Origin of the sequence: Streptomyces sp. RPA4-2 (genome assembly GCF_012273515.2) — a bacterium.
GTDB lineage: Bacteria > Actinomycetota > Actinomycetes > Streptomycetales > Streptomycetaceae > Streptomyces > Streptomyces kaempferi.
In genome coordinates, this window is sequence record NZ_CP050975.2 from 1574843 (window position 1) to 1600668 (window position 25826).

The following is a 25826-nucleotide window of genomic DNA, read 5'->3' on the forward strand; positions in this document are numbered from 1 at the left end:
ACCGGGCCCCCGACGCCCACTCGACCGATGAAACGAACGGGGAACGACATGTCACGGATGACGCGTGTGGTGCAGGGCGCGGTGGCGGCGGCCGTGAGCGCCGTCGCCCTCACGGCTCTGGCACCGGTGGCGTCGGCGGCACCCGCCGCCGCGACCGCCGCCTACAACGGGGCCTGTGGCACCGGCTACAGGACCGTCAACTCCACGCCGATCGGCGGCATCGGCACGGCCTACCTCACCTACAACTCCGCCACCGGCAAGAACTGCGCGGTGGCCATCCGGAACGTCGCGGGTGACCCGGTCGCCATGGAGTTGTACATCCGGCGCGGCGGCGGTGAGATCTACGCCGACCAGGACGGCGGCGCCTTCCGTTCCTACGTCGGCCCGGTCTACGTCGCCGCCGCCGGCTCCTGCGTGGACTGGTGGGGCGCGATGGACGGAACGTCGTTCCAGAAGTACGGCACCAACTGCGGCTGACGCCGCGGCACCGACCCGCCTCGGTCCCGCCGCGGACGCGCACCCACCCGCGGCCGCGGCGGGTCGCGGGCCCGGTCGGGCCGGGCTTCGGCCAAGCCCGGTCCCCGCGCGGGGCGTCAGCCACCGCCTTCCCACGGGCGATCCCGCCACCGCCACCGCCACCGCCACCGCCACCGCCACCGCCACCCTGCGTCCCTTTCGCGAGAGACGACCGTTTGCTACGTTTACGCTAATTCAAATGACATATTGCACTAGTGCAATAGCGGTGAAATATCGCTCCCCAGGGACAGGGCGGCCCACCCGCCCCGTCCGCGAAAGGCCGACCGTGTACGTTCCGCGACACTTCTCCCCCACTGACGAGGACGTCCGGCAGTTGCTGAACCGCCATGGCGCCGCCGACCTGGTCACGGTGACCGAGGACGGCCTCCAGGCCACCCTGCTGCCCTTCGTCCACGACCCCGCGGCCGGTGAGCACGGCTCGCTCATCGGGCACATGGCCCGCAACAACGACCAGTGGAAGCTGCCCACGGTCGGCCAGGCCATGGTCATCGTGCGCGGCCCCGACGCCTACGTCACACCCACCTGGTACCCCTCCAAGGCCGAGCACCACCGACAGGTTCCGACCTGGAACTACATCACCGCGCACGTCCACGGGAACCTGCTCGTCCACGACGACCCCGCGTGGGTCGAGGACCAGGTACGCCGGCTGACCGACAAACACGAAGCCGCCGCCGCCGTCCCCTGGTCCGTCGACGACGCTCCGGCCCCCTACATCCAAGGCCAACTGCGAGCGATCGTCGGCGTCGAACTCTCCATCACCCGTATCGAAGCCAAGTTCAAACTCAGCCAGAACCGCTCCGACACCGACATCAGCGGTGTCGTCCACGGGCTCCGGAGCCGTGGCCAAGGCCAGGACGGCGCCGTGGCCGACGCCGTCCACGCCCACCGCCCCCGCCGGCCGGGCGACACCGGCGAGGGCGGCCTCCCCGTCCAGGACGGCTCCGGCAGGAAGCCGTAGGCCGACGCGCGCGGAGCCCATACGGTGGTGACGTCACCCAGGACGGGGGCCGTGCGGTGGCAGGGCGCACCCGGACCGGTGGGCCCCCAAGGCCCCGTGCTCCCCATGCCGTTGGGCGCCGCCTCCCCCCTCCCCCGGTCGACAGCTGCGCCCTCGTACCCGGACGGGCCTCGTCCCCGCCGCGCGTTCCCGCGGACTCGTCCGATAACTTCCTTGCTGAGTAGGCGAGTTGAAGCCCGGCGCAGCCTCTCGGCTTCTTCGGTGAAGGGCTGACCGCACAGCCGGGGTGGCACCACCGCATCGGGTGAGGCGAGGGTGTCGTCTCCCTCTACTATGTCGGTGTCCGGTCCAGACGTGGAGTCGACGGACTGGTACTCGCACCCCACTGGGCAACGGAGTTGGAGCCCGGCCGAGCCGACCTCACGGCGGATCCGGTGACTGTGGGTTCCACTTCAGGAGGACAGGTCCAGTGCATTCGCTCGATGGCTCCGATCCGTCACACATAGGCCGCTACCGGCTGGTCGGCAGACTCGGTGAGGGCGGCATGGGGAGGGTGTATCTCGCGCGTTCGCCGGGTGGCCGTCCGGTCGCCGTCAAAGTGATCAACGACCACCTCCGCCACGACGAGCACGCCCTCAGCAGGTTTCGGCGCGAGGTGGAGACCTTGGGCACGGTCCGCAGCGCGTACACGGCGTCACTCATCGACGCGGAGCTGGAGACACCCCCGTACTGGCTGGCCACCGAGTACGTGCCGGGGCCCACGCTCCACGCCGCGGTCATGACCCACGGACCCCTCCCCGCCGACCTGGCGCGGATCATGCTGGCCGCACTGGCCGAGGGTCTGGACGCCATCCACGTCCGCGGTGTGTGGCATCGGGACCTCAAGCCGCACAACGTCATCCTCTCCGCCACCGGCCCTCAGCTGATCGACTTCGGCATCGCCCGGAACAGCGGTCCGTCCGACCTGACCCAGGTCGGCGGCGCGATGGGCAGTCCCGGGTACATCGCACCGGAGACGATCACGGGCAGCGAGACCGGTCCGGGAGCCGACGTCTTCGCCCTGGGCGCCACTCTGGCGTTCGCCGTCACCGGCCGACCGCCCTACGGGGACGGGCCGTTCGCCGCCGTGTCCTACCGTTCGGTGCACGGGGAGATCGACCTGCGGGGCGTGGACCCCGGCGTCGTCGAGCTCATCTCGGCCTGCGTGCACAGTGATCCGGCCCGGCGCCCCCACCTGCAGCGCATCGTGGAACTCTGCCAGGCCGAGACCGATCTGGTCCAGCATCCCGCCTACCAGCGGGCACTCGCCATGGGTCCCGCGCCGGAACGGGAACGTGCCGCGACCGTCGCCGGCCAGGGAAGCGGCACGGGGAGCGGTATGGGGGGCCCTACGGGGAGCGGCGGTATGTCAGTCGGCCTCTCGGACGCGACGGCGCCGCTCGCCCCGCCGATGACGACGGCCACCGCGGTCGGCACCCGGGAAGCCGACGCCTTCACCCTCCTCGCGCCGGGAGCGGGCCCCGGCCCCCTCGCGCGCCCTCACGCGGCGGACACCTACGGCGCCTACCCGGACGACGCGTACCCGGTGACCGCTCCGACTGCGCGGCCGGACGGCGCAGGACGCCAGAACGGACGGCGCGGGCGGGCTGCCGCCATCGGCGCGGGCGCGCTGGTCGCCGTCGCCGCCGCCGCGCTGCTCCTGTTCCACGCCTTCGGCGACGAAGGCTCCGGGTCCGCGCGCGCCACACCGTCCGTCAGTGCCGACCGTGCCGCCGACAGGTCGGCCGGCCCCTCGCAAAGCGGGGCGAAGGCATCCCCGTCCGCCGCGGGCGCGGGCACGGACGCGACCACCGGGGCGGGCACGGACGCGACCTCCGGCTCGGACACGGGCACAGGCGCCGACGGTTCCGCGGACGGGAGCAACCTGCCCGACGCCCTGGTGCTGAAGCCCCCCTTCACGTTCGAGGTCGGGAAGTTCGTGAAGACCGTGCGCTCGCGGCTGATCATGCAGACGGACGGCAACCTGGTGCTCTACGACCAGTCCGGAAAGGCCCGTTGGGCGAGCCGGACCCAGGGCCCGGGGAACACCGCCGTGTTCCAGGCGGACGGCAACCTGGTCGTCTACGGCGCCCAGGCCAAGCCGTTGTGGGCCAGCAACACCCAAGGCGCCGATGGCGCGACGCTCAAGGTGCTGGAGGACGGGAACATGGTCATCGCGATCGACGACCGGATCGCCTGGCAGACCGGCACCGCCCACTGACGGGCGGCTTCGGCGCCGCGTCGACCCTGGGGGCTCGAACTCGGCGCCCGTCACCACCACCTCGCCGCGCGGATCCCGTTCCCGAGCGTAACTCGACCGACGCGGACGGTAGTCAGGTGCGTCGCCGAACCGGTCGCGGCGCCGGGTACGACGACTCGCCTCGCCGGACCTTGTCCAGTAAGCGACAATTGTGACGTCAGCCGGCCCGTCCGACGTCGACCGTGCCCCGCGGTTCCGCGAGGTCCGGGGACGCCGACGGTGAGACGTGAGTGAGGTGTTCCACGACGTACGCCTTCCCGGACGGTGACGGGATCCCGTACGACCGAGGAGGTTTCGTCATGGACGTCACCGCGTTGGCGGCACTCCTGAAGGAGACCGCGGAGCACCACGGATTCTATGAGGCGACCGCTCCGGAGCACGACTGGTGGGACTGGTACGCCGCCTACATGACCGCCCGTGAGCACGGCCGGGCTCCCGACGAGGCGGCCGCCGACGCCGCGCTCCACATGGACGCGCTGCGGCGGTAGACCGGCCATGACGCGGCAGTTCCTCCCTCTTGTCCTGACCGGGACGGTGTCCCCCGGTCGAAGGCACGGTGGCACTTCCCCGACGCGGTGTTCCCGCCCGGTCCCCGGCCCCCGTCCGTGCCACCGTCCCGGTGCGGCCCGCCGTCGTCCACTTCGCCGACCCGGACGCCCAAGTCACCAGGGCACACGCCCGTTCAGTCGCACGGGCGGGGCGGGCAGGAACCGAGGGAAGCGGAGGTGCTGTCGAATGTCCAGCGGTGACGTGCTCGTGCTCATCGATGAGAACGGCCGGATCGTCGAGTGGCGACGCCAGGCCGAGCAGCTGTTCGGCTGGTCCGCCGAGGAGGCCGTCGGTCGGGCGGTGACCGCGCTCGTGCGCGAGGCGACGGCTGACGGGGGAGGGCGGCGGGAAGGGTTCGCGGCTTAAGCACTCCGGTACTGGTCAAGCCGGTGCTGCGGGGCACTTCCGTGATGTGGCAGGTCCTCGCGGCGCCGGACGTGGTGTCGGGGCAGGACGTGGCGATCCTGGAGGCCATGTTCGCCCACTCCCCGGCGCGACTGCACGTCCTCGACCATCAGCTGCGGGTGGCCCGCGTGCCCGGCGCCACCCACGGTCCGCCCGGCACGCCGGTGGAAGACCTGACCGGCACGCACTTCGCCCAGGCCTACGACCTGGAAGACCCCGAAAAAGAGGCCGCGGTGGCGCAACAGGTCCTGGACGGCGGTGAGCCGGTGGTCAGCCGGCTCGTACGGGCCGTCGTCGACGCGCCGGGTGGGTTCGGACGACGTATCTACTCCGTCTCCTACGTCCGCCTCGAGAACTCCCACGGCGACGTGCTCGGCCTGGTGGCCTCCGCGCTCGACGTCACCGAGCGCGAGAACGCGCATCACCGGCTGGCGCTGCTGGAGGCCGTACGCACCCACGTCGGGCAGGGGCTGAACGTGGGCGCCGTGTGCGAGGAGCTGGTGGAGGCGGTCGTACCCGGGTTCGCGGGCATCACCGTGGTCGAGGTGATCGAGGACGTGGTCCACGGAGAGGAGCCTCCGCAGGCGCCCGTCCACGAGGACACCGTGCTGCGGCGGGCTGCCTTCCGCGGTCCGTTCTCGGCCTACCCGGTCGGAGACGTGCGCCCGCTGCCGAGGGACACCCCGTTCGCGCGTGTGCTGTCCGACCTGCGGCCACGCCTTCTCTCCATCGGGGAGGACACCGACTGGCTCACCGCCGACCCGCCCCGCGCCGAGGCCATCGAGCGATCCGGCGCCCACTCCCTGATCGTGGCCCCACTGGCGGTGCGCGGTCAGGCTCTGGGCGTGGTCAGCTTCTACCGCCACCGGCAGGAGGACCCCTTCACACAGGACGACGTCGCGGTGGCCTCGGCCGTGTGCGCGCACGCTTCGCTCTGCGTCGAGACCGCCCGTCGGTACATGCGTGAGTGGATCATCGCCGCCACGGTCCAACGCAGGCTTCTGCCCCAGCATTCGGGCACACCGAACACCCTGGAGATCGCCCGGTTGTTCCTTCCCGATCCGGACGGCGGCGGGGCCTGGTCCGACACGATCGCGCTGCCCGGCGCACGGACCGCGCTGGTCGTCGGTGACGTGGCGAAGCAGGGCATCGGCGCAGCCGTCACGGTGGGAATCCTGCGCACGGCCGTCCACACCCTCGCCGCCCTGGACCTGGAGCCCGACGATCTGCTGGCACGCCTGAGCGACACCGCCGGCCGTCTCGCCAAGGCCTGCGCCTCCCTGCCGCCCGGGGATCCCATGTGCCGCGAGTCGCTCACCGCCGGCTGCGCCGTCGCGGTCTACGACCCGGTCGAGCTCACCTGCACCCTCGCCCGAGCCGGTCTCCCGCAGCCCGTCGCCGTCCTCCCCGACGGCACCTCCAGCGAACTGCCCGTCCCACCGGGCCCCCTTCTCGCCGAAACGAGCAGCGCCCCCTTCCCCTCGACCACCGTCGACCTCCCCGAAGGCAGCACCCTGGCGATCGGTACGGCCACCGCGGCGGGCAGGGTCCTGGCACCCTCCGGTCCCCTGCGCCCGCTCCTGGACTCCGTCGGCGCCAGGCCCCTGCCGGAACTCTGCGACGACCTCGCGGCCGCGCTCGCGGATGACCGGCCCACCGGTGACACACTGATACTGCTCGCTCGTACGCATGCGCTGCCCGCGGACCGGGTACGGACGGTCCCCCTGCCGGACGACACCGAGGCCGCGCCCATCGCCCGTCGGGCGGCGCGCCACCAGTTGGAGGTCTGGGGGGTGGACGAGGAGACGGCCTTCACCACCGAACTCATCGTCAGCGAACTGGTCGGCAACGCGATCCGTCACGGCGCGCCGCCCCTGCGCCTACGTCTGATCCTCGACCGGATGCTGACCTGCGAGGTCAGCGACGGCGCGAGCAGCGCCCCCCACGTCAAACACGCCCGCACGGTCGACGAGACGGGCCGGGGACTGTTCATCGTCGCCAGCCTCGCCGGCCAGTGGGGCGCCCGCCATCACCAGCACGGAAAGACCGTCTGGGCGGAGCAGCCCCTGCCGGACGCGGGGTCCTCCGGATGAACCGGATCGCCCCCAGCGAGTCGAAGTGCCCGCGCGACAGGGAAGCAGGGTGGCGCGGACCACGCCCTCACCGCCGGGCCGCGCAAGGCCAGGCCGGACGGTTCGTCGACGGAAGGTGAACGGACGTGCGTCATTACGATCTCGTGGTTCTGGGAGCGGGCAGCGGCAACATGCTGCCCGACGAAGAACTCGCTCAACTCCGCACCGCCATCGTCGAACCCGACCTCTTCGGCGGCACGTGCCTGAACCGAGGCTGCATTCCGAGCAAGATGTTCGTCGTCGCCGCCGACGCGGTCGAGGACGCGCGAGCGGCGGCGCGTCTCGGTGTCCACGCGACCGTCGAGCACGTCGACTGGAAGGCCATCCGCGACCGGGTGTTCCACCGCATCGATCCGCTGCACGCGAGCGCGCTGAACTACCGCAGGGAGAACGGCATCGACGTGTACACCGAGGAGGGACGGTTCGTCGCGCCGAAGGTGTTGCAGGCGGGAGCCGAGCGGATCACCGCCGACACGTTCGTCGTCGCGGTCGGATCGCGGCCCGTGGTGCCGGACATCCCCGGTCTCGACACCGTCCGGTACCACACCTCGGACACCATCATGCGGATCGACGAGGTGCCCGCGTCCATGGTCGTCATCGGTGGCGGTTTCATCGCAGCCGAGTTCGGCCATGTCTTCGGCGCGTTCGGCTCCGACATCACGATCGTGCAGCGGGGGCCGCGCCTGCTGATGGCGGAGGACGAACAGGTGTCGGCACGCTTCACCGACCTGGCGTCGCGGCGCCATCGTGTGCTCCTCGACGCTGCCGTCACCTCCGTCGAAGGGCGTGAGGACGGCGTCACGGTCACCGTGTCCTGCCCGGACGGCGACCATGTCGTGCGCGCCGCGGCGCTGTTGGTGTGCGTCGGCCGCCGGCCCAACACCGACCGGCTGGACGCCGCCGCCGGCGGTCTGGACCTCGACCGGCACGGCCACATCGTGACCGACAGCGCCTACCGCACGTCGGTACCGGGGGTCTGGGCCCTCGGCGACACGGCGAATCACTTCCAGCTCAAGCACATGGCGAATGCCGAGGTCCGGCTCGTGCGGCACAACCTGCTCCACCCCGAGGACGTACGCGCACTGCCCCACAAGGTCGCCCCGCACGCGGTCTTCACCAGCCCGCAGATCGCCGGCATCGGGCTGACCGAGCAGGAGGCCCGCCGTCGCGGCATCGACCACCTCGTGAGTGTCCGCGACTACGGGGACGCCGCGTACGGATGGGCGTTGGAGGACACCACCAGCTTCGTGAAGATCCTGGCCGATCCTGTCGAGCGGACGATCCTCGGCGCGCACATCATCGGCCCCCAGGCCGCGACACTCATTCAGCAGTTGATCCAGGCCATGGAACTGGGTCTGACGGTGGACCGGATCGCCCGAGACCTGCTGTACATCCACCCGGCACTGACCGAAGTGGTCGAACAGGCCCTGCTGGCCCTGTAGTCCCCGCCGGGGAGGGGGCGGGCGCGCGGTCCCCGTCCCCGCCCGGGGGCGGGCGACGGGAGCGGGAATGGCCCGACGTACGGTGACCGCGTGCTCCGCCCTAACAGTTCCTCTCCCCATCCGCCCCCGGTGGTGCGCGTACCACTCGAGCTGGAGATCTCATGAATGACAAGATCGCCCTGTCGACATGGCCCACCCCCCTGGAGCGTGCGCCGCGGCTGGCGGCGGCGCTGGGGCTGGGCGGGGCCGACCTCTGGATCAAGCGGGACGACCTCATCGGCCTGGGAGGCGGCGGCAACAAGGCCCGCAAGCTGGAGTGGACCGTCGGCGCCGCCCTCGCGGCCGGCGCGGACACGCTGGTCACCACCGGTGCCGCGCAGAGCAACCACGCCCGTCTCACCGCGGCCGCCGGCGCTCGCCTCGGGCTCGACGTCGTGCTCGTGTTCCCCGGCACCCGCGACAGTGCCGTGAACGGCTCCGGCAACCTCGTTCTCGACAGTCTCTTCGGAGCCAGGATCTTCTGGGCCGGCGACAGCGACCCGAGCGCGATGGCCGACGTCACCGACGAGGTGTGCCGTCAGCTGCGCGACGACGGGGCGCGCCCCTTTGCGATCCCCTTCGGCGGTTCAAGTCCCCTCGGAGCACGGGGATATGTGGATGGCGGTGAGGAGTTGCTCTCCCAACTGCCCGACGTGGAGCACGTCGTGGTCGCCCTGGGTTCCGGGGGCACCATGGCGGGACTGATCGGCGCACTCGGGGAGCGGCGTGTCCTCGGCGTTCACTGCGGGGCGGTGGCGGAGCCGGCCGTCACCGTCGCCGGCCTCGCGGGCGCGCTGACCGGCCGCGACATCGCCCCCGACGCCCTGCGGATCCGCACCGACCAGGTGGGCCCGGGATACGGGGTGCTGCACGAACCGGTCCTGGAGGCGATGCGAACGGCCGCGCTCACCGAGGGGCTCGTCCTCGACCCGGTATACAGCGGGCGCGCCATGGCCGGCCTGATCGCCGCGGTCCGGGACGGCGACATCCGCCCGGGGCAGCGCAGCGTCCTCCTGCACACCGGCGGGCTGCCGGGCCTTTTCGGGCATACGGAGACCGTGCACCGCGCCGTCGACGGCCTGCGCGCCTACGAGCCCGAGGGGACGTCGCCCCGCACGGAAGAGTAGAGTCACTGGTTCGAGCGGTGACGCTCCCCCGGGTTCAGGGGGATACGCGTGATCGGGGATACGCGGAATCAGGGGGTAAGCGTTGACGTCTAAGACGACCGGTCATATTGTCTTCGTAGCGCCTCCGCGGATCGTCCGCGGGCCCGGCCGCGCCGCCCGCAACCGCGAGGACCGGCAGGCCGATGGGGGTCCCCACGCGGGACCCGGACCGGGCGCCGCGCATCCCCCAGGAGAAACGTGTCCACGTACCAGGCATTCGAAGTCACCGGATCACGGCAGTTCGCATGGACCACCCGTGAGCTCGTCCCGCCCCGCGCGGGCCACGTACGGATCAGGGTGGAGAGCTGCGGGGTGTGCCACTCCGACGTGCTCGCCGTCGAAGGCCTCAGGCCCGATCCGTCGCGGCCCGTCGTCCCGGGTCACGAGGTCGTCGGGACCATCGACGCCGTCGGCGAGGGAGTGCGGGCGTGGCAGGTCGGCGAGCGGGTGGGCGTCGGATTCCTGGCCGGTCACTGCGGTGAGTGCGACCCGTGCCGACGCGGCGACTTCGTCAACTGCGCCGACCAGGAGCAGACGGGCACGAGCGTCGACGGCGGGTACGCCGAGGTGATGTACGCCAGGTCCAACGCGCTGGCCCGGATTCCGGAGGGCATCTCGTCGGCCGAGGCGGCCCCGCTGCTGTGCGCCGGTCTGACCAGCCTCAGTGCCCTGCGTCAGCTGGACAGCCGGCCCGGGTCGCTCGTGGCCGTACAGGGCATCGGGGGTCTCGGACATCTCGCGGTGCAGTACGCGGCCAGGCTCGGCCACCGGGTCGTGGCGATCGCCCGCGGGGCGGAGAAGGCGTCACTGGCGGCCTCACTCGGCGCGGACGACTACATCGACAGCGCCGCCGAGCACCCCGGGGAGGCGCTGGCGCGACTGGGCGGCGCCGACGGCATCGTCGCGACGGCGGCCAGCGGCAGCTCGATGACCCCCCTGCTCACCGGGCTCGCCCCACGCGGCCGCATGATCGTGGTCGGGGTCGGCACCGACCCGATATCGGTGTCCACGCCGGACCTCGTGCTCAGCACGCGGACCATCACCGGCAGCCTGACGGGAACCCCGATCGAGAACGAGGACAACCTGGCCTTCAGCGTGCGGCACGGGGTCCTTCCGCTGATCGAGCGGATGCCGCTGGCCGAGGCGCCGAAGGCCTACGAGCGCATGATGTCCGGCGAGGCGCGCTTCCGTGTCGTGCTCGACGCCGTACAGGCCTGACCGGGCCTGACCGCGGCCCCCGCCTCCAAGTCGCGCGCCGGGAAGTACCCGAGGCCTTCGCCGAAGCGGCCGTCGGAGCGGACCGGGTCGCTCGCCGACCACCCGGGCTCCCCGTTCCGCCCGGCCCGGCCCGGCCCGGCCGTCCGGGCCCGTCCGCGTCGCGGGCCGGCGCGCCCCGCACGGGTTGCGGGCGGCCACCCCCGGCCCAACGGTGGACGTGGAGAGGACCGGCTGACGTCGGCCGATGCCGGTCGATGTCGATCGACAGCAACGTATGCCCAAGGACAGGAGCAAGCCGTCATGGACATGAAACTCGAGGTCGTGGTGGTGCCGGTCGCCGACGTCGACCGGGCCAAGGCCTTCTACGAGAAGCTCGGATGGCGGCTCGACGCCGACGTCACCGACGGGGAGGACTTCCGGGTGGTGCAGGTCACCCCGCCCGGCTCACCCTGTTCGGTCATCTTCGGCACCGGGATCAGCGCGGCCTCGCCCGGCTCGTCGGAGGGCCTGCACCTCGTCGTCTCCGACATCGAGGCGGCCCGCGCCGAGCTCGCGGACCGGGGCGTCGAGGTGAGCGAGGTGTTCCACGACGCGGGCGGAGTCTTCCACCGCGCCGGAACCGAGGGCCGGGTCCCGGGCCCGGACCCGGAACGCCGGAGCTACTCCTCGTTCCTGTCGTTCAGCGATCCGGACGGCAACGGATGGGTGCTGCAGGAGATCACGACACGGCTCCCGGGCCGCTGACCGAACTCCCGGCGGTCTCCGTCCGGGCCGCCGGGGGCCCATGGCATCCGCGAGCCCGGTTCCGCGCAATCCGGACCTACGAAGCCGGCCGGGTGCCCCGCTCGGCGGGCAGCTCGGCGGGCACCTCGGCGGGCATCTCGTTGGGCATGTCGTGGGGGAAGCCGATCCGCAGGACGACCGCGGTGAGGGCGGCGGCGAGGACGACGGCCGAGGCCAGGATCAGGGCCTGGTGGTAACCGTGGTGGAGCAGTGGCGCGACGGCCAGGGGTCCGACGATCTGGCCGACGGAGTATCCCGCGGTCAGCAGAGCCACCGAGCGGGGGAACCGCAGATGGGCCCCGGTGGCCAGCGCGATGGTCCCGATCCCGAGGAACGTCGCGCCGAAGAGGAACGCGGAGATCAGGGCCGCCGCCACTCCTCCGACCAGAGCGGGCAGCGCGATGCCGACGGCCTGGATCACGAGCGCGGCGAACAGCAGGTCGGGGCGGGACCAGCGGCGACCCAGCCAGGCCCACAGCGCCGAGGACGGCACGGCAGCCAGGCCGACCAGCACCCAGGCGCCGCTGCCGATCCACCCCGGGGACGCCTGGTCGATCGCGGCGACCAGGAAGGTGCCGGCCACGATGTAGCCGACGCCCTCCAGGGTGTATCCGACGAACAGCGCGGTGAACCATCGATGCGTACGCGCGGACCGCGTCGGAGCCACGGCCCCGGGGCCCGTGACCTCGGCGCGCGGCAGTTCGACGCGCAGGTTCCACGACAGGGCGGCGAAGACCGCGGCGAGGCCCGCGGAGCTCCACCACGCGGCCTGCCAGTCGGCGATCGAGCGCAGGGCGAGGACCAGCAGGCCGGACAGGGCGATCCCCGCGCCGACTCCGCCGAAGGCCCAGCCGGGCAGGTGCGCGGGGTGGTCGTGCAGGTGACTGAGCAGCGAGCTGACGGCGATGACGAAGATCAGGGCGCTGGCCGCACCGGCCGTCAGCCTCAGCGCCATCCACCCGGCGGTGCTGTGCGTGAGGGGCATCGCCGCCAGCGTGCCGGTCAGCACGACGAGGGAGCCGCGCAGGACTCCGGGCGAGCGGACCAGCGCGGGACGCAGGATGCCGACGAGCGCGCCCATCAGGTAGCCGACGTAGTTGGCGGTGGCGAGGTGCGCGCCGGCCCCGGCGGACAGCCCCGCCTGCGCGTGCATCAGGGGAAGGATCGGTGTGTAGACGAAGCGCCCGACGCCCATGCCGACCGCCAGGGCCGCGGCCGCCTGCGCCACGTGGATCCAGGGGGAACCGAGCAGGCCGTCCGACCCGTCCGGCGGGCGTCGCAGGATGGTTGCGCTCATGAAGAAGTCCTTGTGGGTGCGTACGCGGTCCCTGTGAGGTGACGCGTCGGTCACGCGAGGGCGTCGGGTCCGGCCGGGTCATTGGGGTGGGACACGAGCGGGGTGACCCTGGCCGTCATCCACGCGCGCAGCGGCAGTGTGCCGATCACCTTCTCGTGCAGCTCGTACTCGTCCGCGGCGAGCCAGACACCGATGCTGCGCGGTTCACCGACCGGGCGCCACAGCCTGAACAGGTGCCCGGCGGCGGCCAGTTCAGCGGCCCGTACCGCTTCCGCGGCGCGACGTCGGTCGACCTCCGCGGGGTCGGTGCCCTCGGGAATGGTGGTGGTCAGCTCGACCAGGAACTCTCGCATGATGTCTTCTCCGTAGGGTGGGTGGCGCCGGGTGCGGACCGGAGCGCCGGAGCTAGGTCGGGTCCGCCCGAGCGGGTCGAGTCCCGTCGGTTCGGTCGGGTGCGGGTGGCGGTCGGCCGCTCCGCTCAGAGGGTCGTCGGCGTGCCGGGGACCAGCAGGAGCAGTCGGTCCTCGAGACCGTGATGGGCGAGCGCGGCGCGCTGGGTGCCGGGAGCCGTAGCGCAGAGCTCCCAGGCTTCGGGGTGGACCGGAATGACCGTGCGCGCACCGAGGATCTCGGCGGCTCGGGCCGTACGCAGGGCGGTGGGCATCGGCGGCCGGTCCGGCGGGACGGGGCAGGCGTCCCCCAGCACGGCCAGCTCGACGGGCCCGAAGCGGTCCGCGACTTCGCTCGCGATGTCCAGTGAGGGGGCGGCGTCACCACCGACGTAGATCGTGGGCACGTCCGGTCCGGTCAGTACGAAGCCGATGACGGCGCCGATGCCGCCCTCCGTCTTTCCCTCCTCGCGGCCGTCACGGCCATCGCTCCGCGACGCGGTCGCGGTGACCTTGAGGCAGCCGCCGTCCGGCCGGGCCAGGGTCAGGTGGTACCAGGGCCGCAGGCCGACGGCGGTGCCGCCCAGGCGGTCCGCGGCCCCGGTCGTGGTGAACGTCACCGGGACCGTCGCGAGCAGCCGCTCGCCGGCGACGCCGAGGCTGTCGGCGGACCCGCCGCGTGACAGGAGTACGGCGTGCAGCGGGCCCAGCGCCTCGACCGCCGCCACGGAGCAGTGGGGCCCGCCCGCCGTGCGGGTGCCGTCGGCGGCCGGACCGGGTGACCCGAAGGCGGGGTCGGTGAGCAGCCGCAGCCCCCCGATCTCGATGAGCGCGGTCGGTCCGCCGAGCAGCCGCACCGTGACCGGTTGCCGCACGTCGGCGGCGGCCGCCGCTCCGGGGGCGTGCTGTCGGGTGTCCATGTCCCCATCGTGTGGCTACGGCCGGGGCGGACGCCACGACCGGCTTCCTCCCCGGTGGAAGGCGCGGCCTCCCAACGACGGTGCGAGGGGCTCCTCGGCGACCGTGCGGACGTGACGCGGACGGCACGGCCGCCGACGCCCCGGCCACTGCGAGGCCGCACCTATCAGCAGGGAGGAAGGTGGTCGTGGCGTCGACCGTGTCGGAGGCCGCACCGTGGAGACGTGGAGGTACGCCGCCGTCCCGGCCGCGAGTACGGCGCGTCGGTGCCGGGCGCTCCCCCTATGTCGCCGCCGACCCGTGGCCGGTCACGACGGGCCGACCACGACCGGCCGGCCGACCGACCGGAAGCGTCACCGACGGTGTCACCGCGACCGTCGACGTCACCGCGACCGTCTACGTCAACGTCAGGAAGAAGGGCACAGCACCATGAACAGCCTGCTCGCGGCTCTCGGCGTCACCACGCCGGTTCTGGCCGCGCCCATGGCGGGTGGTGCCACGACCACCGCGCTGCTGGTGGCCGCGGCCCGCAGCGGTGGTCTCGGCTTCGTCCCGGCCGGTTACGCCACCGCGCGGACGCTGGCCGAGCGTGTCGCCGCGGCGCGTGCCGAGCGGATCCCGTTCGGCGTCAATGTGTTCGCACCCAATCCGCTGCCGGTGGACCGTGCGGCCTTCGACCGCTACGCCGCGCTCGTCCAGGGAACGGCCGACCGCCACCACATCGACCTGAGCGGGCACGTCCCGGTCGAGGACGACGACGCGTTCGCGGAGAAGATCGACCTGCTCGCCGAGGACCCCGTACCAGTGGTCAGCTTCACGTTCGGGATCCCCGAACGGGCCGTGGTGGCCAGGCTGCGTACGGCGGGAAGCCTGGTGGCCCAGACGGTCACGGGGGTGGACGAGGCGCGCGCCGGGGCCGAAGCGGGCGTGGACGTCCTCGTGGTGCAGGCCGCCGCCGCGGGCGGTCACTCCGGCACCCTGACACCGCGGCTGCCGCCGCCCGAGGTACCGGTCGACGACCTGATCGCCTTGATCCGCCAGGCTGTCGGCCTGCCGTTGATCGCGGCGGGCGGACTCGCCACGCCCGACGACGTCGCCCAGGTCATGGCGGCCGGCGCGCAGGCCGCCATGGTCGGCACCGTGCTCCTGCGCACCGGGGAAAGCGGGGCCTCCCCCGTCCATCAGGCGGCTCTCGCCGACCCCGAGGGCCGAGGCACCGTGCTGACCCGGGCCTTCACCGGCCGCCCCGCCCGCGCGCTGCGCAACCGTTTCACCGATCTGTACGGCGACCACGCCCCGTACGGGTATCCGGCGCTGCATCACCTCACGGGCCGGCTCCGCAAACTGGCGGCCGAAGCGGGGGACGCCGACGCTCTGCACCTGTGGGCGGGCACCGGTCACCGGCAGGCACGCCGCGAGGGTGCCGGCCAGACCTTGGCGCGCCTGGCCGCGGCTCTATGACCCGGTCGCTCTCTGTGCCGTCGCCCGCTCGGGGGCGGCGCCACCGCTGGTCCGTCGCCCGCTCAGGAGTTACTCCACCGTCTTTCCCGCAGCCCTTTCCCCGCCGACCGCCGACCAAGCCCTCGGCCCGCCCCCACCACCGCGTTTGGAACCTCTCATGAACGACTCCCTCCCCCGCACTCCCGTCGACTTCTGGTTCGACCCGGTGTGCCCGTGGACCTGGCTGACCTCCCGCTGGCTGCTGGAGGTCGGCAAGGCCCGGCCCCTCACCATCAGCTGGCACGTCATGAGCCTGGCCGTCCTCAACGAGGGCCGCCTCGACGAACTGCCCGAGCACCACCGCGTGCTGATGGGCCAGGCATGGGCACCGGTGCGCGTCCTGATCGCCGCCGCCCGGGCTCACGGCCCCGCCGTACTGGAGCCCCTCTACACCGCGCTCGGTACTCGCTTCCATCTGCGGGAGGAGCCCAGGACGCGCCCGACCATCGAGGCCGCGCTGCGCGACGCGGGACTGCCCACGAGCCTCGCCGACGCGGGTGACACCGACGCCTACGACCCGGAGCTGCGCGCCTCCCACCGCGAGGGCATCACCCTCGTCGGGTCCGACGTGGGCAGCCCGGTCATCGCGGTGCCCGGACCCGGCACGGGCAAGGTCGCCTTCTTCGGTCCCGTTGTCACCCCGGCTCCTCGGGGCGAGGAAGCCGTCCGCCTGTGGGACGCCACACTGACCGTCGCCTCCACACCCGGCTTCTACGAGATCAAGCGGACCAGGACGGTCGGCCCGCTGTTCGATTAGGCAGCCGGGCCACCCATGCCCGGGCCACCCACGCCCGAGCGGACCTCACCCGGCCACGGCCCACGCACGTCAGCGCTGGACCGCCTCGAAGGCCATGCGGAAGAACGTGTCGAAAGCGGCGGCCGACTTGGTGGCGCGAGCCTCGATCAGGGTTCCCTCCCAGGCGTTGACGAGGAAGCGAGCCGTGGCGTCAGGGTCGAGGTCCGCCCGTACGGCACCGTCGCGGCGGGCCTCCGTCAGGGCCGCCGCGATCGCGCTGTTCCACGTCCGCAGGCTGTCCGCGACGGCCGTGCGGATCTCCTCGCTGTGGTCGATCACGTCCGTGGCGAAGTTGCCGAACATGCAGCCTCGCGTGAAGTCCCGGTCGACGACCTCGTCCCGCAGGAACTCGAAGTGGCGGCGAATCCTCTCCAGCGGGGGCGAGGTGGTGTCGGCGAGCATGTCCAGGCGGCGCTCGGCTCCGTAGAGCCGCAGGGCCTCGATGGCACACTCCTCTTTGCTGGAGAAGTGGTTGTAGAACGACCCCTTGGGCGCTCCGGCGGCGTCGGCGATCTCCTTGATGCCGGTGCCGTGGAAACCGCGCGCGTGGAACGTCTCCAGCGCGGACGCCAGCAGGTCGTCACGCTTGGACGGCTTGGGCACGGCGCGACACCTCCTCTGTCCGGTGGACTCCCCAGGGACGCCCAGGCAGTCAATATGACCGGACACTTTACCTGGACAATACACCTCGGGCGAGGTGCCGCTCCCGGCGCCGCGGCAGCCGCACCGCGTCAGAAGATCTGCGCGAAACACCCGACCGAAATGACGACCACGGCCGCGATCGCCGTCAGGCCCTTGAGCATCCTCGATGCCTTCATGGGATTCCCCTCCACTTGGTCCACACCCCGGCTGCCCGGGGCTCCCCGTCTCGCGACCATCACCGGTTCGCCTGGTGACGATGCTCGCCGCCCACCTCGTCACCTGTCAAGGTGGTGACGCACATGGTTCGGCGCGACCACGGCGCGGGCCGCGCGATCTTGACGCAGCAGGGCGACGACCGACTCCGCCCCGCGACCCTGGACCCCTCCGATCGGGCGGGAGCCTCGTACGCGCGCACGGAGCCCCTACAAGCGTCCGGCACCCGACCGACCGGTGGCCCTGGCACGGCCGCGACCAAGCGTGACAGGGTCAGTGGTGATCGTGGACAGTCCGAGGACGAGGGTGAAGGGAAATTCGTGGAGACCCAGATGTGGAACGCGCTGGCCGACTCGATGAAGGGGGCCTACGCGGCGGGGCTGGCCGAAGGCGCCGTGCCACGGCCGGTCATCATGCCCCTGGTGCGGGGCCGGCTGGTCGGGCTGATCTGGGTGCGCCCGCTCAAGTCCGGCGAGGACGCGCTCACCGGCATCGCGCAGCTGTCGAACATCGCGGCGGCGGCAGGCGCGGACGAGGTCGTCCTCGCCTGGGAGAGTCATGACGTGGCCACCGCGTGCGAGCTGCCCCTCAGCGGCCCTGCCCCGTGCCTGAACATGGTCCACGCCACGCGGGACGGCCATGTACTGCACCGGTTCCCCTACGAGGAACGGGTCCTGGCCCGCGACCCCGAGGGCGTCGCCTCGATCGATCCCGACTGGCGGGACGCGCCCGCGCCGCAGCCCGGCGGCGAGCTCGTGCCCCCGATCCGGGCCGCGGTCGAGTTCTCCTTCGTCCCGATGGAGATGGACCATCCCAACCCGTTCGGCGTGACCGTCGTCCTCATGGAGGAGGACGGCTACAAGGTGCGCCTGACCGAGGCGTGATCCGCGCTTCACCGATCCGGCCGCGCAGGGCCGGGTCCGCGCCGCCACCGTCGCGGTGACCGCCCGGAAGCCAGGGCATGTCCAGGGCGACCTGGACCTTCGGTCACGGTCACGACGGTTGCCCCAAGAGCATGGTCACGACGGTTGCCCCAAGAAGGTGGGCTCGGCCGGAGCGCGCGAGCCGGCCGGGGTGGCGCTCGGCGCGCCGGCCGGGCCGCGGCCGGCCATGCGGCAGCCGAGGCAGTCGGGGTGGCCGCGCCGGGTAGGGGTGTCACGGACACGCCAGTGCTGTTCCGCCACGGGGCGCGGTCCGGTGGCCTTTCCCCAGCCCGCCAGGTGGAGAAGCCAGGTGGTGAGGGCGGCCAGGACGACGACGGCACCGCCCAGCCAGAGCCCGGTGGAGGATCCGGCCGCGAGGGCCACCGCCGTCACCGCGCAACCGGTGACGGCTATGGTGGTCCCGGCCCAGCCCGCGACCGTGTGACCCAGATCATGGTCTCCGTGCATGCCCACTTCTACTCCTCGGGAAGGCGGGTCGGGTGAACAGCTCGGCGGACACCCGACGCGAACTATCTTAGCTCGCGAGGTAAGTAACTTAGACACTAAGGGGATGCGTGGTGAAGGGCAAGCAGCGCCCGGCGGCGACGGCCGGCCAGGCGCTCTACGCGATGGACCGGATGATCGCGACCGCGCAGTTCGGCCAGCAGGACATCGCACGGCGGCTCGGCCTCAACGTCACCGACCTCACTTGCCTGGGCTTCATCATCGAGGCCGCCACCGCGGGCCGGACACCGGCAGCGGGCGACCTCGCCGAGCAGGCCCGCCTGACCACCGGAGCGATGACCGGCGTCCTCAACCGGCTGGAGAAGGCCGGCTACATCCGCCGCCAGGCCGACCCCCAGGACCGGCGCCGGGTCCATGTGGTCATGGAGGAATCCGCGCAGGAGCGCATCCTCCAGGTCTACGGCCCGTTCTACGAGCGTCTCGGCGCCCTGTTCGCCGACTACACCCCGGACGAGATCGCCGTACTGGCGGACTGGCTCACCCGTGCCAAGGCCCTGCTCGGCGACTCCCTGGACGAGATCGGCCGGGAGCCGTCCCAGGAGTCGTCCCAGCAGTAGTCCTTCTTGCCCCCGGCCGCTGAGCGCCCGGCTCGACGCGGTCAGACGTCCGCGACCGTCGCGGTGACCGGGGTGCCGATCTCGACCGTGCGGCTGACCGTGCAGAGCCGCTCGTGGGAGGCGGTGACCGCCCTCGGCAGAATGGCTCGCGCGCGGTCGCCGGGCGCGCCGTCGGGGAAACGGACGGTGAAGGTGACCGTGAGGTCGGTCATCCGGTTGCCCAGCTCGTCACTGATCTTGTCGCCGCTCACCGTGACGGTGAACTCGGTGGGCTCCTCGTGGCGGGCGGTGGCGACGTCGGCATCGGCCGCGGTGCATCCCCCGATCGCGGCGAGCAGCAACTCGACCGGGGTGAAGCCGGTGCCGTCCTCGGTGCCGGAACCGGTGCCGGAACCGGTGCCGGAACCGGTGCCGAAGCCGATCGTGCCGCCGCGGGCGTTCGTCGCGGTGAAATGGCCGGTACGGGTCCGCTCGATGCTGACGGAACGCAGGCTGTTGTCGGTCATGCCGTCGACAGTAGTGGCGGGTCCCGTCCTTCAGCCGTCCTTCACCCGTCGTCCCCGGGTACGTCGTAGGACGTCTCGGGCCGCGCCACGCACAGCGCCCAGATGATCAGCGCGGAGAAGGCCATCATCACGACGGACCAGACCGGGTAGTACGGCAGGGACAGGAAGTTGGCGACGATGATGAGTCCGGCGATGACCACGCCGAGGACACGCGCCCAGAACGCCGCCTGGAACAGTCCGAGGCTGACGACCACGGCGACCGCCCCCAGGACGAGGTGGATCCAGCCCCAGCCGGCGAGGTCGAACCGGAAGACGTAGCTCGGGGTCGAGACGAAGACGTCGTCGTCGGCGATCGCCATGACGCCGCGGAAGAGGTCGAGCAGCCCTGCGAGCATCAGCATCACGCCCGCGAAGACCGTCAGGCCCCCGGCCCATTGCTGCCTCGTCGAGCGTGTGTGTCCGTGCCCGGTGTGTGTCGCGGCCATCGTGCTCCCTCGTCTCCTGTCGCCGGGGCGTTCCGTGTCCTCCGGTGGATGTGGCGTCTGGCGTCCCGGTGGATGTGGCGTCGGCGTCTCAACGGTCCGACGGGCCGTGGCCGCTCAGGACCAGTTCCTTCGCCCTGCGGAACTCCTCGTCCGTGATGTCCCCGCGGGCGCGGATCTCGGACAGCCTGGCGAGTTCGTCGACGCTGCCGGACCGGGACGCACCGGCCGCGGTCTCCCGGATGTAGGAGTCGACGGCCTCCTGCTGCGCGCGTGCCTGCTTCATCTCCCGCGTGCCCATGTTCCTGCCACGGGCGATCACGTAGACGAGGACGCCCAGGAAGGGCAGCACGATGACGAACACCAGCCAGCCGGCCTTGGCCCACCCGCTCAGTGTGTCGTCGCGGAAGATGTCCACGATGACCCGGAAGAGCAGGACGAACCACATGATCCACAAGAAGAACCAGAGCATGGTCCAGAAGATGCTCAGCAGCGGATAGTCGTACGCGAGGTACATCGGCTCGCTCATGTCTCTTCTCCCTCCCGGGGCGGGTGCCCGGCAGTCGTTGCCGTCCTCAGCATGCGCACGGCCCGGACCGGGCGGCCTCACCCGAGGCGGGTGATCAGGCGGGTGAGCGGGGCGCCGCGGGCGCGCCCGCCGTCGGGCACCGGACCGACGACGCGCGGACCCGCGACGCGCGGACCGGCGACGCGTGGACCGGCGAACACGTGGACCGGCGAACACGTGGACCGGCGAATCGCGGGCCGCCGCGCGACGGCCGTGCTCACAACGGTGCGGCGATGCCGCCCTGGTGCGCGGCGGCCGCCCTGCGCAGTGCGGCCCGCCACGCGAAGGCGACGCCGAGTTCGACCAGACCGAGCAGCACGAGCCACAGGCCGAGCAGCCGGGTGAGGGCCCGGGCCGACTCGGTCGGCAGCGCCAGCACCACGACACCCGCGACGATGCCGAGCGCGGCGGCGGCGAGGACGACGCCGCGGTGCGGCAGGTCCCGGGTGGCGAGGGCCGTGTAGGCGGTCAGCATGCCGGACACCAGCCAGACGACCCCGACGATCAATGAGAGCGCGGCGATCGTCTGCATCGGGTTCCGCAGACAGAGCACGCCGGCCAGGACGAACAGCAGGGCTAGAAGCAGTCCGGGAAGCCGTTCACCCTGTTCGCGCCGGGAGAACGCCGCGACGAAGCGGAAGACCCCGATCACGAGCAGATACAGACCGATGAGAACCGCCAGGACATGCAGGCTCTCGTTCGGCCAGACCAGCACCAGGACGCCCGGCACCAGCGTCGCCACCGCCGAGCCCAGGATCCAGGTCCACGAGCCGCCCAGTGCCGCCAGCAGCTCCGCGGGGTCACCCGCCGGAGTGGGCGCCGGTCCGTCGGGCCGGTGTTCCGGTCCGGTCGGCGGCGCCGAACCACGCGGTACGGTCATGGCTCCTCCTCGCACGATCTTGCAGGTCACCGCCGGACCGCCGGCAGGCAGGCGCGCGGGAACCTCACCGGGCCAGCGTGCCCCGCGCCGGCGTCCCCCGGGTCACCCGCGGCGGGTGATCCCTTCCGGCCGCCAGGGCGATGAGGTGGGGGCTGGACGGGCCGACCGCCCACTCCCGGCGAACCGAAGAAGAGACACGCGATGAGCGATCCAGCGGCTGGCCGAACCGAACGCCTCCGGCCGCGGAAGGGCCCGTACCGGCGGGGCCGGCCGAAGCGCCGCACCCGGTGGACGAAGGTCGTGGTGGTGGCCCGTGCCTTCCTGATCGCGGCCGGACTCGTCACCGCCTACTACCTGCTGCCCCTGGACGGGTACAGCGCCCGCGGCACCTCGGTGCTGCTGCTGTCCGGTCTGCTGGCGGTGGTCCTGGTCTTCGTGTGGGAGCTGCGGACCATCATCCGCTCGCCCCACCCCCGGCTGAAGGCCGTCGAGGCCCTGGCCGCCACGCTGGTGCTGTTCCTGGTGCTCTTCGCCAGCGCCTACTACCTGCTGGACCGCTCCGCCCCGGGCTCGTTCACCGAGCCGCTGTCCAGGACGGACGCCCTGTACTTCACGCTGACCACGTTCAGCACTGTCGGTTTCGGCGACATCGCCGCCCGCTCCGAGACGGGCCGGGTGATGACGATGCTGCAGATGGCCGGAGGGCTGGTCCTGGTGGGCTTCGCCGCGCGCGTGCTGGCGAGCGCGGTCCAGGCGGGGTTGCGGCACAGGGGGCCCGTCGGGCAGGAGACCGGGGCGGACGCCGGGGACACCGGGGACGCCGGGGCGCCGAGGACTCCGAAGCTGAGCCGGAGACAGAGACGTAGGCGATCCGTCGATGAGGCCGGAACCGAGCGCCGACCCGCAGACCCGCAGACCCGCAGACCGGGCAGCCTGGGCACCGGACCGGCGCGGACGGCCACAGCCCTGCCGCCGGCGTTCACTCGGGCAGCTGACGCATCTCCAGGACGCGCAGTCCCAGCGACTGGCAGCGCGCCAGCAGACCGTACAGATGGGCCTCGTCGAGGACGGGCCCGAACAGGACGGTCTGACCGGACATCACCACGTGCTCCATGTCCGGGAAGGCCTGGGCCAGCGTCTCCGACATTTGTCCGTCGACACGGATCTCGTAGCGCATCAGCTGCTCTCCCGCGGGCGGCCCGGGGCGGACGGACGACGCCCTACCCGTGATCCTCCGCCTCGGCGCGCGGGCCGCCCTCACCCTCAGCAGGTGACCCGGCGCCCGGCCGGCCGTCCACCGGTGTCATCGCACCGGCCTTCGCACCGGACCGGTGTCGTCGCACCGGGCGCACCGGCCTCGCACGCGCATCGCCGCGGGTCACAGCAGTCCCAGTTCGCGCGCGCGGCGCACCGCCTCGTTGCGCCGGTTCACCGCGAGCTTCCGGTAGACGCTCTTGAGGTGGGTCTTCACCGTGTTCACGGACACGTAGAGGTCGGCCGCGATCTCCTGCGTGGACATCATCTCGGCCAGCCGCCGCAGAACGTCGAGTTCGCGTCCGCTCAGCTCCTCCACGACGAGCGCCGGAGGAAGGGACGGAAGCCGGGACGGATCGCCTCCGCGGGTCGGACCGGCCTGGAGCCAGCCCTCGGCCAGTGCCTGGAGCGGCGCCTCGCCCAGCGGTCGCCCGATCCAGGGTCTGGCGTCGAGAAAGGGACGCCGCAGCCGCTCGCGGCGGGCCTCGACGAGCGCCCGGGCGACGAGCCCGCGGGCGGTCACGGTGTCCCCCGCCTCTTCCGCGGCCTGGGCCCGTACCAGCGTGGCCCGCACGGTCAGGGCGGGACCCGTCCGGCCCGTCCGGCCCTCCAGGTGAATACGGTCGAGGATCCCGATCGCCTCGCCGGGGTGGCCCGCCGCGAGCCGGACGCGCGCGGCCTGCACCGCGCAGGCCGTCTGGCCGTCCGGTACCCGGCGCAGCGCCTCGGCGGCTCTCTCCGTACGTCCCTCGGCCAGGTGGACGGCGGCGGCGACCAGCGCCGCGTGGCCGGCCGCCCACGGTGAGACCACGGCGGCGGGGATCGCCGCGGAGGCTGCCGTCAGCGCGGCTCCCGCCCTGCCGCGGGCGAGCAGCAGCCCGGCCGCCGCGAGGGACCGGCCCGCCGCCGTCACCGGGTCCCGCGGCCCGCGCCCGGCGTCGGCCGTCTCGTCGAGCAGGGCTTGGGCCCGGTCCAGCTCGTCGCGGTCGACGGCCACGGCCGCCAGCACCAGCCGCCCGAGGTCGGAGCCTGACGACCGGCGCGGGCCGAGGCGCTCCGTCCCGGTCGTGGCCGCGAGGGCCTTGCTCTCCGCCCGGCCGAGCCAGCCGTCCAGGTAGTCCATGAGGGCGAGGTGCGCCAGGGACTCCTCCCGGGGCAGCCCGGCCGAGGCCGCGCCGCACGAGTCGGCCGCCGTGGACAGGGCGGCGCGCGCCTCCTCGAAGCGCCCCGCCCACAGCAGCGTCGAACCCAGATGCGTCAGGAGCAGGGCGGAGAGCTCGGGATGCCGCTCCAGGAGGTGGGCGGGGACCGCCTGCCGCAGCTCCTCGGCAGCCACCGCCGCCGTCTCCGCGTTCGCGGGGGAACCGGCCAGCCGGGCCGCCAGCGCCTCGAGCAGGGCGCAACTGAGCCGAGCCGGGCCGAGGTCGGGCCCGTTCCCGGCCGGACCCTCCTGGGCCGCGCCCTCCGCTGCCAGGCCCTCCTGGGCGTGACGCAGGTGGGCCAGGCCTCGGTCGAGGTCGTGGTGGGCGAGGTCGCGGGCAGCCCGCACGAGGTCGGTCGCGGGGCCCGTGGCCTCGGGCCCCATACGGGAGAACAGCTCGGTCAGGTCCTCGGAGCGCAGGCCGGTGAAGAGCTGCCCGATGGCCAGGTCGTCGACCAGGGCACCGGCGGTGAATTCCCAGTCGCCCGCCGCGGCCCCGTGCGCGAGTGTCTCCGGGAGCGATCCGGACCGCCGCAGCCAGCACGCGGCGCGCCGGTGGAGTTCGGGTTCGAGTCCGGGAGAGCGGACCCTGAGATGGGCGCGGAGGATCTCCCCGAACAACGGGTGGAGGCGGTACCAGGAGTGTCCGAGGCTCTCGACGAACGCGTTCTCGCGGTGCAGCCCGGCGAGGATGGGCTCGGCGTCGGCGCGCTCCGTCAGCGCGTTCGCCAGTTCCGGGCAGAAGCGTTCCAGGACGCTGACGCGCAGCAGGAGGTCCTGGGTCTCTGCCGTGCGCCGCTTCAGCACTTCGGCCAGGAGGTAGTCGGCGATCGTGCTCTGTCCTGCCTCGAACTCCTTGAGGTAGGTCTCCGGATCCGGGGCCTCCCGTGCGGCCAGGGCGCACAGACGCAGGCCGGCGGCCCAGCCCCGGGTGCGGTCCACGAGTGCGCGTACGCCGGCCGCGGACAGGTGCAGACCGTGCGTGTCCAGGAGGGCGGACGCCTCCTCGGGGGTGAAGGCCAGCTCGGCGTCGCGTATCTCCGTCAGGTCCCCGGCCGCGCGGTAGCGGTGCAGCGGCAGCAGCGGTTCGGTGCGTGTGACGAGGACCAGGCGCAGGCCCGGCCCGGCGTGGTGGAGCACGAACTCCAGTTGCTCGGCGATCTCTGGGGCGGTCACCCGGTCGTACTCGTCGAGCACGAGGATCGCGGGCCGGTCGCGGCCGCTCAGTTCGGCGGCGAGACGGGCCGGCAGTTCGTGGTCGACCCCGCTCGCGTCCGCGGGGCGGGGGATCTCGCGGGGCACCGGCACTCCGGAGGCGTCCAGGGCCCGGAGGAGGTACGCCCAGAACATCCCGGGGCCCTGACCCGCCGCGTCGGTGGTGAGCCAGGTGACCGGCTGCCCCAGGCCGGCCGCCCAGTCGGCGACCAGCAGGGTCTTGCCGGCCCCGGCCGCCCCGTTGACCATCGTCAGGGGTGTCAGGAGAGCCTCGTCGAGGTGTGCGGTGAGCCGCTCCCGGCGCAGGAAGGTGGCGGGTCTGGTGGGCAGGGCGAACCGCGTCCGCAGAAAGGGGTCGCCCAGGGGATCGACCTGCGCCGGGGCCGGACCCGTACCGTTCTCGTCGAGGGCAGCCACGGCGCGCACCACCGC

At 72.6% G+C, this 25826-nt stretch carries 25 protein-coding genes and 1 pseudogene; 15 read left to right on the plus strand and 11 right to left on the minus strand.

Going from position 1 to position 25826, the window contains the following annotated elements; all coding sequences use genetic code 11:
- The first annotated feature begins 57 nt into the window (after nt 1-57).
- The 10 genes from HEP85_RS06455 (at nt 58) to HEP85_RS06500 (ending at nt 11489) form a co-directional block, all read left to right on the plus strand.
- Complete coding sequence (locus HEP85_RS06455; RefSeq protein ID WP_168526929.1) at nt 58-477, plus strand: spore-associated protein A; 420 nt, start codon at nt 58-60, stop codon at nt 475-477.
- 325 nt (nt 478-802) lie between these two features.
- A complete protein-coding gene (locus HEP85_RS06460; RefSeq protein WP_168526930.1) occupies nt 803-1495 on the plus strand; it encodes an FMN-binding negative transcriptional regulator in 693 nt (230 codons plus the stop codon).
- Between the two features lie 469 nt (nt 1496-1964).
- Nucleotides 1965-3755, plus strand: a complete 1791-nt coding sequence (locus tag HEP85_RS06465) for a protein kinase (RefSeq protein WP_369657626.1) — start codon at nt 1965-1967, stop codon at nt 3753-3755.
- A 338-nt stretch (nt 3756-4093) separates the two neighbouring features.
- Nucleotides 4094-4282 carry a bleomycin resistance protein gene (locus HEP85_RS06470; protein ID WP_168526931.1) on the plus strand — a complete coding sequence of 63 codons (189 nt, stop codon included), beginning with the start codon at nt 4094-4096 and terminating at the stop codon, nt 4280-4282.
- A 247-nt stretch (nt 4283-4529) separates the two neighbouring features.
- Entirely contained in the window at nt 4530-4709 is a 180-nt protein-coding gene (locus tag HEP85_RS06475) for a PAS domain S-box protein (RefSeq protein ID WP_369657627.1), read from the plus strand.
- Between the two features lie 44 nt (nt 4710-4753).
- Entirely contained in the window at nt 4754-6841 is a 2088-nt protein-coding gene (locus HEP85_RS06480) for a SpoIIE family protein phosphatase (RefSeq protein ID WP_369658111.1), read from the plus strand.
- A gap of 125 nt (nt 6842-6966) precedes the next feature.
- Nucleotides 6967-8322 carry a mycothione reductase gene (locus HEP85_RS06485; protein WP_168526933.1) on the plus strand — a complete coding sequence of 452 codons (1356 nt, stop codon included), beginning with the start codon at nt 6967-6969 and terminating at the stop codon, nt 8320-8322.
- Nucleotides 8323-8483: 161 nt separating this feature from the next.
- Nucleotides 8484-9488, plus strand: coding sequence for a D-cysteine desulfhydrase family protein (locus HEP85_RS06490; RefSeq protein ID WP_168526934.1), 1005 nt, complete (start codon nt 8484-8486; stop codon nt 9486-9488).
- Nucleotides 9489-9725: 237 nt separating this feature from the next.
- Nucleotides 9726-10745 carry an alcohol dehydrogenase catalytic domain-containing protein gene (locus tag HEP85_RS06495; protein WP_168526935.1) on the plus strand — a complete coding sequence of 340 codons (1020 nt, stop codon included), beginning with the start codon at nt 9726-9728 and terminating at the stop codon, nt 10743-10745.
- Nucleotides 10746-11045: 300 nt separating this feature from the next.
- Entirely contained in the window at nt 11046-11489 is a 444-nt protein-coding gene (locus HEP85_RS06500) for a VOC family protein (RefSeq protein ID WP_168526936.1), read from the plus strand.
- A gap of 76 nt (nt 11490-11565) precedes the next feature.
- On the opposite strand, the gene HEP85_RS06505 is transcribed toward HEP85_RS06500, so the two are convergent.
- From HEP85_RS06505 to HEP85_RS06515, 3 genes are all read right to left on the minus strand, one after another.
- Complete coding sequence (locus tag HEP85_RS06505; RefSeq protein ID WP_248001858.1) at nt 11566-12825, minus strand: YbfB/YjiJ family MFS transporter; 1260 nt, start codon at nt 12823-12825, stop codon at nt 11566-11568.
- A 50-nt stretch (nt 12826-12875) separates the two neighbouring features.
- Entirely contained in the window at nt 12876-13178 is a 303-nt protein-coding gene (locus HEP85_RS06510; RefSeq protein ID WP_168526937.1) for a muconolactone Delta-isomerase family protein, read from the minus strand.
- 125 nt (nt 13179-13303) lie between these two features.
- Entirely contained in the window at nt 13304-14134 is an 831-nt protein-coding gene (locus HEP85_RS06515; RefSeq protein WP_369657628.1) for an MBL fold metallo-hydrolase, read from the minus strand.
- 427 nt (nt 14135-14561) lie between these two features.
- Here HEP85_RS06515 and HEP85_RS06520 point away from each other — a divergent pair, with 427 nt between their 5' ends.
- Both HEP85_RS06520 and HEP85_RS06525 read left to right on the plus strand, forming a co-directional pair.
- Nucleotides 14562-15593 carry a nitronate monooxygenase gene (locus tag HEP85_RS06520; RefSeq protein WP_329285946.1) on the plus strand — a complete coding sequence of 344 codons (1032 nt, stop codon included), beginning with the start codon at nt 14562-14564 and terminating at the stop codon, nt 15591-15593.
- A 157-nt stretch (nt 15594-15750) separates the two neighbouring features.
- Entirely contained in the window at nt 15751-16389 is a 639-nt protein-coding gene (locus HEP85_RS06525; protein WP_168526942.1) for a DsbA family protein, read from the plus strand.
- 69 nt (nt 16390-16458) lie between these two features.
- On the opposite strand, the gene HEP85_RS06530 is transcribed toward HEP85_RS06525, so the two are convergent.
- The gene (locus HEP85_RS06530) at nt 16459-17031 is read right to left on the minus strand and encodes a TetR/AcrR family transcriptional regulator (protein ID WP_168526943.1); all 573 of its coding nucleotides are present in this window, start codon (nt 17029-17031) and stop codon (nt 16459-16461) included.
- A 572-nt stretch (nt 17032-17603) separates the two neighbouring features.
- On the opposite strand from HEP85_RS06530, the gene HEP85_RS06535 reads away from it, so the two are divergent.
- Nucleotides 17604-18167 (plus strand): hypothetical protein, encoded by a 564-nt coding sequence (locus HEP85_RS06535; RefSeq protein WP_168526944.1) that lies wholly within the window; start codon nt 17604-17606, stop codon nt 18165-18167.
- A gap of 135 nt (nt 18168-18302) precedes the next feature.
- On the opposite strand, the gene HEP85_RS06540 is transcribed toward HEP85_RS06535, so the two are convergent.
- Nucleotides 18303-18680, minus strand: coding sequence for an HGxxPAAW family protein (locus tag HEP85_RS06540; protein WP_369657629.1), 378 nt, complete (start codon nt 18678-18680; stop codon nt 18303-18305).
- Nucleotides 18681-18784: 104 nt separating this feature from the next.
- Here HEP85_RS06540 and HEP85_RS06545 point away from each other — a divergent pair, with 104 nt between their 5' ends.
- Nucleotides 18785-19288 carry a MarR family transcriptional regulator gene (locus HEP85_RS06545; RefSeq protein ID WP_168526946.1) on the plus strand — a complete coding sequence of 168 codons (504 nt, stop codon included), beginning with the start codon at nt 18785-18787 and terminating at the stop codon, nt 19286-19288.
- A gap of 41 nt (nt 19289-19329) precedes the next feature.
- Here the strand turns inward: HEP85_RS06545 and HEP85_RS06550 are convergent, their stop codons facing one another.
- The 4 genes from HEP85_RS06550 to HEP85_RS06565 form a co-directional block, all read right to left on the minus strand.
- Complete coding sequence (locus HEP85_RS06550; RefSeq protein WP_168526947.1) at nt 19330-19794, minus strand: OsmC family protein; 465 nt, start codon at nt 19792-19794, stop codon at nt 19330-19332.
- A gap of 41 nt (nt 19795-19835) precedes the next feature.
- Nucleotides 19836-20279, minus strand: a complete 444-nt coding sequence (locus tag HEP85_RS06555) for a hypothetical protein (RefSeq protein WP_168526948.1) — start codon at nt 20277-20279, stop codon at nt 19836-19838.
- A gap of 88 nt (nt 20280-20367) precedes the next feature.
- Nucleotides 20368-20805, minus strand: a complete 438-nt coding sequence (locus HEP85_RS06560) for an SHOCT domain-containing protein (RefSeq protein WP_168526949.1) — start codon at nt 20803-20805, stop codon at nt 20368-20370.
- A gap of 256 nt (nt 20806-21061) precedes the next feature.
- Entirely contained in the window at nt 21062-21724 is a 663-nt protein-coding gene (locus tag HEP85_RS06565) for an HdeD family acid-resistance protein (protein WP_168526950.1), read from the minus strand.
- A 201-nt stretch (nt 21725-21925) separates the two neighbouring features.
- Between HEP85_RS06565 and HEP85_RS06570 the strand changes: the two are divergent.
- Nucleotides 21926-22498, plus strand: a pseudogene (locus HEP85_RS06570) (potassium channel family protein); the annotation flags it as partial.
- Between the two features lie 205 nt (nt 22499-22703).
- Here HEP85_RS06570 and HEP85_RS06575 read toward each other — a convergent pair.
- Together HEP85_RS06575 and HEP85_RS06580 are read right to left on the minus strand one after the other, a co-directional pair.
- Nucleotides 22704-22901, minus strand: a complete 198-nt coding sequence (locus HEP85_RS06575; RefSeq protein WP_168526951.1) for a hypothetical protein — start codon at nt 22899-22901, stop codon at nt 22704-22706.
- Nucleotides 22902-23102: 201 nt separating this feature from the next.
- Nucleotides 23103-25820 carry a LuxR C-terminal-related transcriptional regulator gene (locus tag HEP85_RS06580; protein WP_369657630.1) on the minus strand — a complete coding sequence of 906 codons (2718 nt, stop codon included), beginning with the start codon at nt 25818-25820 and terminating at the stop codon, nt 23103-23105.
- Between the last annotated feature and the right edge of the window lie 6 nt (nt 25821-25826).

What these genes read in the sequence shown, in the direction of transcription:
- HEP85_RS06500 (WP_168526936.1), top strand. Translation starts at nt 11,046, where the DNA reads ATGGACATGAAACTCGAGGTCGTGGTGGTGCCGGTCGCCGACGTCGAC.
- HEP85_RS06555 (WP_168526948.1), bottom strand. Translation starts at nt 20,279, where the DNA reads ATGGCCGCGACACACACCGGGCACGGACACACACGCTCGACGAGGCAG.
- HEP85_RS06475 (WP_369657627.1), top strand. Translation starts at nt 4,530, where the DNA reads ATGTCCAGCGGTGACGTGCTCGTGCTCATCGATGAGAACGGCCGGATC.
- HEP85_RS06550 (WP_168526947.1), bottom strand. Translation starts at nt 19,794, where the DNA reads ATGACCGACAACAGCCTGCGTTCCGTCAGCATCGAGCGGACCCGTACC.
- HEP85_RS06455 (WP_168526929.1), top strand. Translation starts at nt 58, where the DNA reads ATGACGCGTGTGGTGCAGGGCGCGGTGGCGGCGGCCGTGAGCGCCGTC.
- HEP85_RS06560 (WP_168526949.1), bottom strand. Translation starts at nt 20,805, where the DNA reads ATGAGCGAGCCGATGTACCTCGCGTACGACTATCCGCTGCTGAGCATC.
- HEP85_RS06470 (WP_168526931.1), top strand. Translation starts at nt 4,094, where the DNA reads ATGGACGTCACCGCGTTGGCGGCACTCCTGAAGGAGACCGCGGAGCAC.
- HEP85_RS06490 (WP_168526934.1), top strand. Translation starts at nt 8,484, where the DNA reads ATGAATGACAAGATCGCCCTGTCGACATGGCCCACCCCCCTGGAGCGT.
- HEP85_RS06505 (WP_248001858.1), bottom strand. Translation starts at nt 12,825, where the DNA reads ATGAGCGCAACCATCCTGCGACGCCCGCCGGACGGGTCGGACGGCCTG.
- HEP85_RS06520 (WP_329285946.1), top strand. Translation starts at nt 14,562, where the DNA reads ATGAACAGCCTGCTCGCGGCTCTCGGCGTCACCACGCCGGTTCTGGCC.
- HEP85_RS06565 (WP_168526950.1), bottom strand. Translation starts at nt 21,724, where the DNA reads ATGACCGTACCGCGTGGTTCGGCGCCGCCGACCGGACCGGAACACCGG.
- HEP85_RS06510 (WP_168526937.1), bottom strand. Translation starts at nt 13,178, where the DNA reads ATGCGAGAGTTCCTGGTCGAGCTGACCACCACCATTCCCGAGGGCACC.
- HEP85_RS06525 (WP_168526942.1), top strand. Translation starts at nt 15,751, where the DNA reads ATGAACGACTCCCTCCCCCGCACTCCCGTCGACTTCTGGTTCGACCCG.
- HEP85_RS06515 (WP_369657628.1), bottom strand. Translation starts at nt 14,134, where the DNA reads ATGGACACCCGACAGCACGCCCCCGGAGCGGCGGCCGCCGCCGACGTG.
- HEP85_RS06480 (WP_369658111.1), top strand. Translation starts at nt 4,754, where the DNA reads ATGTGGCAGGTCCTCGCGGCGCCGGACGTGGTGTCGGGGCAGGACGTG.
- HEP85_RS06575 (WP_168526951.1), bottom strand. Translation starts at nt 22,901, where the DNA reads ATGCGCTACGAGATCCGTGTCGACGGACAAATGTCGGAGACGCTGGCC.